The organism is Micromonospora sp. RV43, from assembly GCF_001029515.1.
Lineage (GTDB): Bacteria > Actinomycetota > Actinomycetes > Mycobacteriales > Micromonosporaceae > Micromonospora > Micromonospora aurantiaca.
The window spans coordinates 25,049-32,206 of record NZ_LEKG01000089.1 but is presented as its reverse complement, the minus strand read 5'-3'; the positions used below and the strand labels follow the sequence as shown (position 1 = coordinate 32,206).

Below are 7,158 nucleotides of genomic sequence, written 5' to 3'. Positions count from 1 at the left end.
CCACCTCACCCCGCCCACCGCGCCGGCCGGCCCGGTCACCCCGCCCACGCACCTGGGCAACGACGCGTACGGACCGCCACCACAAGACCCACCAGTCGGCGTGACCATCCACGAACGCCCAGCTCAACGCCCACCCGCCCAGCGCGGACAGCAGGGCTGGACCGACCTCGCCGCCAACAAGCCCGGCCAGGGCGCGGCCACCGTCGCCGCCCAGCTGCGCCGCGACCGGCCCGTGGCCACCTTCCTCGCCCGGCTCCTACGCCTACGCACCGACGAACGCGCGTGGCGCATCGGCGCGGCCGGCGAAGTGAAAACCGCCGACTACCTGCGGAAACTCACCCGACCCGGCGGCGGCTGGTACGTCCTGCACTCCGTCCCGGTCAGCACCCGAGGCACCGACATCGACCACGTCCTCATCGGCCCGGCCGGCATCTTCACCATCAACACCAAGCACCACCCGCGCGGGTTCGTCTCCACCGGCCCGGCCGGCATCACCGTCAACCGGCACCCCACCGCCTACGCGGCCAAAGCCCGCGCAGAAGCCGACCGCGCCGGCCGGCTCCTGGGCGCCGCGATCGGCCGCGGCCCGATCACCGTCACTCCGGTCATCGCCGTCGTCGGCGCCGGCGTACGCGGCGACCACCAACCCCAAGGCGTCACCGTGCTCGCCGCGCCCAAACTCGCCCGCTGGCTCCGCCGACAGACGACCGTCCTCACCCCGGACACCGTGACCAAGCTCCACGACATCGCCCGCCGCTCCACCACCTGGCTCCCCTGACCGGCCACCGACATGACCGGCCCGCCGGTCACCGATGTCCACCACCCGGCCACCGGCATGACCGCGCGGACATCAACATGTCCACCATCGGCCAACCAACACGACCGGCCGGACATCGCCATGTCCACCGCGCCGGACATCGGCGTGACCGCCCGGTCATCACCACGTCCACCCGGACATCGGGCATGACCGCCACGGCGGACACCGAGTTGACCGGTCACCACCATGACCGGACGCTGCGGCCACCGACGTCCGCCCGGACATCGGCATGACCGGCGGGGGCCGGACATCATGACCCCCCGCCCCCGCCACGTCCTCACCTGCGCGAACAGCGCCGTACTCCTCGCACGAGTAGCACCCCCCGCACCGAGGGGGGCAGGCTATGGCCGAACGGTGGTGCCAGCGATCCCCCGGCACCGGCCAGGGCGCGGCCACTGATGTCCACCAGGTCGGCCTCCGCGACCGCCACAGGGTCATCCGAGTGACCACCGTGGCCATCCCCCGTCCGCCACCGGTCATCGGCATGACCGCTTGGACATCGGCATGGCCAAGCGCGCCGGTCATCGGCGTGACCGCCCCGGTCATCAACATGTCCACCCGGACATCGCCATGTCCACCACCGGCCACCCACACGACCGGCCGGACATCGGCATGACCGCCACGGCGGACACCGGGATGACCGGTCACCACCATGACCGGACGCTGCGGCCACCGACGTCCGCCCGGACATCGACATGACCGGCCGGGCTGGACATGGGTGACCGTCGCGGTCATCACCATGTCCACCCCCAGACAGCGTCCCCGGTCAGCCGCGACCGCGCGGGGCGTCGCCGCCCCCGGCGAGTCGGCCGGCCAGCGAGGCGACCTGGTTGGTGAGGTCGGCAGCCTGAGCGCGGGCCTCCCGCTCGGCCGCTCGGGCCGTGGTCAGCTCCCCGCGCAGTTCCTGCACCTGCCCGTCCCGGTCGGCCAGCCGCGACTCCGCCGACGTCCGCCCGGCCTCGGCCTGGTCCCGCTCCCGCTCCACCACCCGCAGCTGCTCGCGGGCCTCGACCGCGGCGGCCTCGGCCGTCTGTCGCGCGGCGGCCTGGTCCCGCTCGCGCTGGCGAACGTCGTCCAGCTCCCGCTGCACGGTCTCCACCCGCTGCACCGCTTGGTCCCGCTCCCGCTCGACGGCGCGCAGCTGCGCGGCGACCTGGTCCCGCTCGGCGCGGCCCTGCTCGACCTCGCGGCCACGCTGGTCGAGCTGCCCGTTCAGGTCGTCCACCTTGGCCCGTACCTCGGTCAGCTCTCCGCGCAGCTGCTGCACCTGCCCGTCCCGGTCGGCCAGCCGCGACTCCGCCGACGTCCGCCCGGCCTCGGCCTGGTCCCGCTCCCGCTCCACCACCCGCAGCTGCTCGCGGGCCTCGACCGCGGCGGCCTCGGCCGTCTGCTGCGCGGTCCGGGCGGCGGTGGCCTCCGCCTGGTGAGCGCCACGCTCCTGCTCGGTCCGGGCGAGCTGGCGCCGCAACTCCTCGATCGTCTCGGTCTGCTCGGCCAGCCGCTGCTCGCTGAGCAGGGCGGCCTCCTTCGCGGCGTCCCGCCACCTCTCGGCGGCGCGCAGCTGCTCGGCCTGCTCCTCCACCCGCCGTTCGTGCTGGGCGGCCAGCTCACCGACCCGGGCTGCCTCCGCGCGGACCTGCTCCAGCTCGGCGGCGCGCTCGTCGATCTGCCCGGCCAGGTCGTCCACCTTGGCCCGGGTCGCGGTCAGCTCACCGGTCAGTCCGTCGACCTGCGCGGCCATGTCCTCGGCGTCGACGCGCAGCTGCTCGGCCCGGCTCTCGGCCGCCACCCGCCGGGCGTGCTCAGCGGCCCGGCCGGCCTCGGCGTCGCTGACCTTCTGCGCAGCCTCCGTGGTCACGGCCTCGATCTGCGCCTCCGCCGCGTCGACGTCGCCGACCGTCCGCATCGCCTCGGCGTGCCGACCCAACGCGTCGACCAGCTCGCGGCTGAGCCGCTCGATCGCCTTGACCGACCCGGCGGCGGTGTCGCCGGCCATCGTCACCGGGCGTCCGAGGTCCGGCTGCTCACCGCTCGGCCCGCCGGCCGGCCGGCCCTGCCGGACCCGGAACGCGGTCTGCGCGTTGTGCTCCGGGTTCTCGCAGTACTTCGGCGGCCGACCCGGGCCAACCGCCCGCTCGGCCGGGCGGTCGCAGCCCGGAAACGCGCACTCCTGCTGAACCTGGGGGGTCTGCGTATCAGTCATGCCCAAATAATATCATAGAATTAGATTCGTTGGCGCGATGAAACGAAATGAATTAAATGGAATTCGGGCACACGAGAAGGGCGCTCCGCCGTGGTGACGGAGCGCCCTTCGGTGAGCTTGGGGGGTGGTGGGGTCAGTCGGTGGGGCGGCGCAGGGCCTCGGTGACGTTTTCGATGCCGTGCTTGGCGATCAGCTGCTGGAGTTCCTGCGCGGGGGTCGGCCGGCCTCGCATGTCGGCGCGGTCGGCTCCCTGGCCGTGCAGTCCGAGGGCGAAGCGGACGGTCTGCTCGTCGGCGCCGTTGCTCATGGCCTTGGCGATCTCGCTGGTCTGCTTCTGCTGGAGACGTGCGGCTTCCTTGCTGAGCTTGGCCCGGCGCGGGTCGCGCGGGCCCATGCCGGTCAGCTCGGTCTCGACGCGGTTGAGATCCCGGCCCGTGCCGAGCGCCTTGTTGATCCAACCCATGGGTCTGTCCTCCGGGTGTCGGTGGTCTAGATGATGGTGGTGAGGATGGCGGCGACGAACAGCCAGCCGTAGTGCCAGGACTGGTCCAGGGCGTACGCGCCGGTGCCGAGGCTGGGGTTGTCGTCCCGGCCGGCCCGGGGCGTGCCGAGTCGCCAGAACCGGGCGGACCCGGTGCGCTCGGCCAACCACAGCAGCGGGGTACGCCGGTCGGCGAGATAGTGGGTGGTCAGGTTGACCGCCATGCCGGCGGCGAGCCCGGCCGGGGACACGGTCAGGTCGGCGGCCAGGGCGAGCAGCCCGAGCGCTACCAGCTGGGTCGCGCCGTAGGTGGCCACGTGCCGAACGCAGGCCAACCGGCCCCGCCAGCCCGGCTGTCCCTTGGTGTCGGCCTGGTTCTGGGTCTGGATCCAGTGGTCGGCGACCTGGTGGCCGGCGAACAGGGCGACGTACACCGCGGCGACGGTGCCCGGGTCGGTCATCGGGTGCCTCCAGACGAGGTGACCGGCTTGCGGCAGTCCTGGCACCAGGTGGGCGCCGAGACGTTGCCGTGCAGGGTGACCATGCAGCCGCAGGACAGCAGCACCCACCGGGCGGCCAGGATCACGCGTGCGAGCATGAGGGGGCTCCTTCACGGGAGTAAGCGGGGGCGGCCGGCTTTCCAGGGCAGGGCCGCCCCTGCGTCGTCGAGTGGTCCGGGTCGGGCCACTCCCGCCGGTCACCGGCCGCGCCGATGGCCTGCGGGGTAGGTCCGCTACCGGGGCTGCTGCTCGCTGCGGCTGACCCACACCCCCACGACCTGGAGCTGCTCGGCGCGGTAGGTGTGCCGGCCGGTGCTGCTGTCCACCGTGGCCGTGCGCTGCCGGTCGTTGGTGATGAGCAGCTCCAGGTCCCGGGCGTGGTCCTCGGTGAGCCCGTGCAGTTCCTCCTGGGTGCCGTCCTCGAAGGTCAGCCGGGCGGTCCACCGCTTCGCGGGCTGACCCGGGTGCTGCGGGCCGCCGGCGCGGGCCCACGTCTCCCAGACGTTCGGCTCCCGCTTCACGACGCGGTCGCGGCGGTACTGCGCGGTCGACTTCTCCACGTCCATCGCCAGCGCCAGCTCCGCGAGGCTGCCCCCGGCGCCGTGGTGGGCGCGGATCACCGCGTCGCGCAGCCCGTCGAGGCGTGGCGCGAGCCGGTGCTCCAGGTGCGTGATGAGGTAGTGCCAGTCGTCGCGGCTCATGTCGGCCGCGCGGCCCTCGCGCAGCGCCACGAGGCCGACCAGCGCGGAGTCGAACCAGTCCAGCAGCAGCGAGGCGTCTCCCCCGAGTACGCGGGCCTGCGCCGGCGTGACCTCCAGCTGCACCGTTCCGTCCGGCAGATGCTTGAGCGCCATCTCCAACCCCTCCCATGTGTACGAATCTACGTATGACTGTACGGAACTTCGTACGGCATGGGTAGGGGTGTGTCGTCTGCCCGACAGATCAACATCGATGTTTTCGGCTGTCGCACCCGTCGCACTCCTGCTGGTGGCCGCGTGGCGGATGCCAGGTGCGAGGGGTGCGACGCTACGGTCACGGGCATGACGAGCACGGCCGTGGTGAACCAGAAGGGCGGCGTCGGCAAGACGAAGCTGACCATCAACGTCGGTGGCGCCCTGGCCGAGCTCGGCCGGCGGGTGCTGCTGGTCGACCTCGACCCGAGCGGCTACCTGACCGACGCGCTGAAGGTCGCCCCGGCCGACGGGTTCACCCTCGCCGAGGCGCTGACCAGCAGCCGCCGCGCCCGTGTCGAGCCGGTGCGGCACTCCACCACCGAGGCTGGCGGCGTGCTCGACGTGCTGCCCAACACCGCCGCCATGCTCACCGTGGCCCGGGAGCTGGACAAGCTGCGGGGCCGCGAGCAACGCCTCGCCCGGGTCCTGGCGCCGCTGGACGGCGACTACGACCAGGTACTCATCGACTGCCCGCCCACCCTCGACGTCGTCACCGACAACGCGCTGACCTACGTCCAGCGGGTGCTGATCCCGGTGCAGGCCGAAGACACCACGCTCAAGGCGTTGCAGCTGCTGCTGGCGCAGATCGCCGCCGTGGACGAGTTCCTGCGTACCGACCCGCTCGTGCTGCACGGCATGGTCGTGAGCCTGCTGCGGCGGCCGGCGTCGGTGTACGCCCGGTCGGTGCTCGCCGACCTGGACCGCCTCGCCGAACAGGCCGGCCTGCCGATCCTGGGCACCGTGCCCCTGTCCGTGGTGGTCACCGAGGCCGCCCGACACGGGCGCACCGTCGTCGACTACGCCCCGACCAGCCACCACGCCGAGGTCTACCGCGCCCTGGCAAAGACCCTGGAGACCGCCCGATGAGCAAGCAGCTGCCCGCCAGCCGCGGCGTCGACGACCTGCTCGGCGTCCTGCGCCAGCGCCACCAACCCGCCGCCCCGGCCTCTGCGGCGGTGCGCCCGGCGACGCCGGCCGCCGTCGAGATGGACCGCCGGTCCTGGTACATGCGCCGCGACGTCGCCGACTCCCTCGCCCGCGCCCTGGACGACCTGCACTACGCCACCCGCGCCCCGAAGCACGTCATCCTCGCCGCGATCGTCGAGCACGCCCTGGCCGACCTCGACGGCATCCGCGACCGGCTGCCCGACCCGCCCGCGTAGCACCAGTCGCACCCGGCGCAGCACCTCACCCGCTGACCACCACTGCGGCCGGCGGGGTTGCCAACCTTCCCCCGGGCCGCCCCTCCCGAAGCCTGTCCACCAGGGCCGGCGGCCGGGGTCAAGGGTGGCCGCCAGGCCATCGCGCAGCGACGCGCAGCGCCCTTGACGCCGGTTGGTGGCCCTGGACCATCTCCGGCGAGAGGGGCGGCGTGGGGTGTCGCACGTGTCGCACCCCGCCGTGAGCTGCGGCAATCCAGTGCAGGCGCGGGACACCCGATCACTGACGCGCGGCCGTTAACGGTCGTAAACTGTGGGTGTGGAGTACCGATTCGACGAGCGCAGCTACGACGCGCTGAACGCCGCCGACGTCAACTGGCGGCTCGCGGTGTGGGTGCTGACCTCCGCGCCACCGCCCCGGGTGCGCCGACACCTCGGGACGGTGCTCCAGGTCGCCGCGCTGACCGACGCCGGCTGGCTCGCGGTGCTGCTGGCCGAAGAGGACGACGACGAGTACCTCGTGGTCGGCGGTCGCTGGCTCGACGAGGACGAGGTGACCGCGATGACGAAGATCACCGAAAGGGGCGAGTGGTGAAGAAGGCAGACAGGGACGAGGCGCTGCGGTCCTTGGAGTCGCGCGACTGGTCGAACGCGGTCGTCGACAACACGCCGGCCTCCGGCGCGATGGTGACCTTGGGCGGCCGATTCCGGCCAGAGCAGGCCGACCGGGTGATGGCCGAGGCACAACGCCGCGGCGTACCGGTCAGCGAGGCGCTGCGGGACCTGGTCGACGAGGCGTTCGCCGCCCGCGCCGCCGCCGGCGAAGAACCGGTGACCGTGCGGCCGGCCGACCTGCTGCGGGCCCTGCGCGACGCGGCCGAACCCCGCCGGCCGGCCGCGTGACAGCCACTACCCCGCCCGGTCTCCCCGGTGCCTGCCCGCTCGTGTCGCACACCTCGCACCCTTCCGACCAAGCCGAACGCCTCGACCGCGCCCACCGACTGACGACCCCGGCGGGCGCCGCGCCGACGCCACCAGGTCGGG

General features: G+C 73.2%; 10 protein-coding genes. 5 read left to right on the top strand and 5 right to left on the bottom strand.

Annotated features, from left to right (window positions below; genetic code table 11):
• Positions 1–778, top strand: a 778-nt coding sequence (locus ABD52_RS21250; RefSeq protein ID WP_152748301.1) for a nuclease-related domain-containing protein, incomplete at its 5' end; no start/stop codon positions are given.
• Between the two features lie 805 nt (positions 779–1,583).
• Here ABD52_RS21250 and ABD52_RS21245 read toward each other — a convergent pair.
• The 5 genes from ABD52_RS21245 to ABD52_RS21230 form a co-directional block, all read right to left on the bottom strand.
• Complete coding sequence (locus ABD52_RS21245) at positions 1,584–3,020, bottom strand: hypothetical protein (protein WP_047892961.1); 1,437 nt, start codon at positions 3,018–3,020, stop codon at positions 1,584–1,586.
• A gap of 133 nt (positions 3,021–3,153) precedes the next feature.
• Positions 3,154–3,483, bottom strand: a complete 330-nt coding sequence (locus ABD52_RS21240; RefSeq protein WP_047892960.1) for a hypothetical protein — start codon at positions 3,481–3,483, stop codon at positions 3,154–3,156.
• Between the two features lie 26 nt (positions 3,484–3,509).
• Positions 3,510–3,962 (bottom strand): DUF3307 domain-containing protein, encoded by a 453-nt coding sequence (locus tag ABD52_RS21235; RefSeq protein ID WP_047892959.1) that lies wholly within the window; start codon positions 3,960–3,962, stop codon positions 3,510–3,512.
• Positions 3,959–4,099, bottom strand: coding sequence for a hypothetical protein (locus tag ABD52_RS39835; RefSeq protein WP_161801641.1), 141 nt, complete (start codon positions 4,097–4,099; stop codon positions 3,959–3,961). The genes ABD52_RS21235 and ABD52_RS39835 overlap by 4 nt, the downstream gene beginning before the upstream one ends.
• Positions 4,100–4,234: 135 nt before the next feature.
• A complete protein-coding gene (locus ABD52_RS21230; protein ID WP_047892973.1) occupies positions 4,235–4,855 on the bottom strand; it encodes a hypothetical protein in 621 nt (206 codons plus the stop codon).
• Positions 4,856–5,041: 186 nt separating this feature from the next.
• Between ABD52_RS21230 and ABD52_RS21225 the strand changes: the two genes are divergently transcribed.
• From ABD52_RS21225 to ABD52_RS21210, 4 genes are all read left to right on the top strand, one after another.
• Positions 5,042–5,821 (top strand): ParA family protein, encoded by a 780-nt coding sequence (locus ABD52_RS21225; RefSeq protein ID WP_053065449.1) that lies wholly within the window; start codon positions 5,042–5,044, stop codon positions 5,819–5,821.
• A complete protein-coding gene (locus ABD52_RS21220; protein ID WP_047892958.1) occupies positions 5,818–6,117 on the top strand; it encodes a hypothetical protein in 300 nt (99 codons plus the stop codon). Before ABD52_RS21225 ends, ABD52_RS21220 begins: the two co-directional genes overlap by 4 nt.
• A 316-nt stretch (positions 6,118–6,433) precedes the next feature.
• Positions 6,434–6,709: a hypothetical protein gene (locus ABD52_RS21215; RefSeq protein ID WP_152748300.1), complete on the top strand. Its 276-nt coding sequence runs from the start codon at positions 6,434–6,436 to the stop codon at positions 6,707–6,709.
• Positions 6,706–7,017, top strand: a complete 312-nt coding sequence (locus ABD52_RS21210) for a hypothetical protein (RefSeq protein ID WP_047892971.1) — start codon at positions 6,706–6,708, stop codon at positions 7,015–7,017. Before ABD52_RS21215 ends, ABD52_RS21210 begins: the two co-directional genes overlap by 4 nt.
• Positions 7,018–7,158 lie beyond the last annotated feature (141 nt).

Excerpts from the sequence above, each read along its gene's own strand:
- ABD52_RS21235 (WP_047892959.1), bottom strand. The coding sequence starts at position 3,962 with ATGACCGACCCGGGCACCGTCGCCGCGGTGTACGTCGCCCTGTTCGCC.
- ABD52_RS21245 (WP_047892961.1), bottom strand. The coding sequence starts at position 3,020 with ATGACTGATACGCAGACCCCCCAGGTTCAGCAGGAGTGCGCGTTTCCG.
- ABD52_RS21225 (WP_053065449.1), top strand. The coding sequence starts at position 5,042 with ATGACGAGCACGGCCGTGGTGAACCAGAAGGGCGGCGTCGGCAAGACG.
- ABD52_RS21240 (WP_047892960.1), bottom strand. The coding sequence starts at position 3,483 with ATGGGTTGGATCAACAAGGCGCTCGGCACGGGCCGGGATCTCAACCGC.
- ABD52_RS21230 (WP_047892973.1), bottom strand. The coding sequence starts at position 4,855 with ATGGCGCTCAAGCATCTGCCGGACGGAACGGTGCAGCTGGAGGTCACG.
- ABD52_RS39835 (WP_161801641.1), bottom strand. The coding sequence starts at position 4,099 with ATGCTCGCACGCGTGATCCTGGCCGCCCGGTGGGTGCTGCTGTCCTGC.
- ABD52_RS21220 (WP_047892958.1), top strand. The coding sequence starts at position 5,818 with ATGAGCAAGCAGCTGCCCGCCAGCCGCGGCGTCGACGACCTGCTCGGC.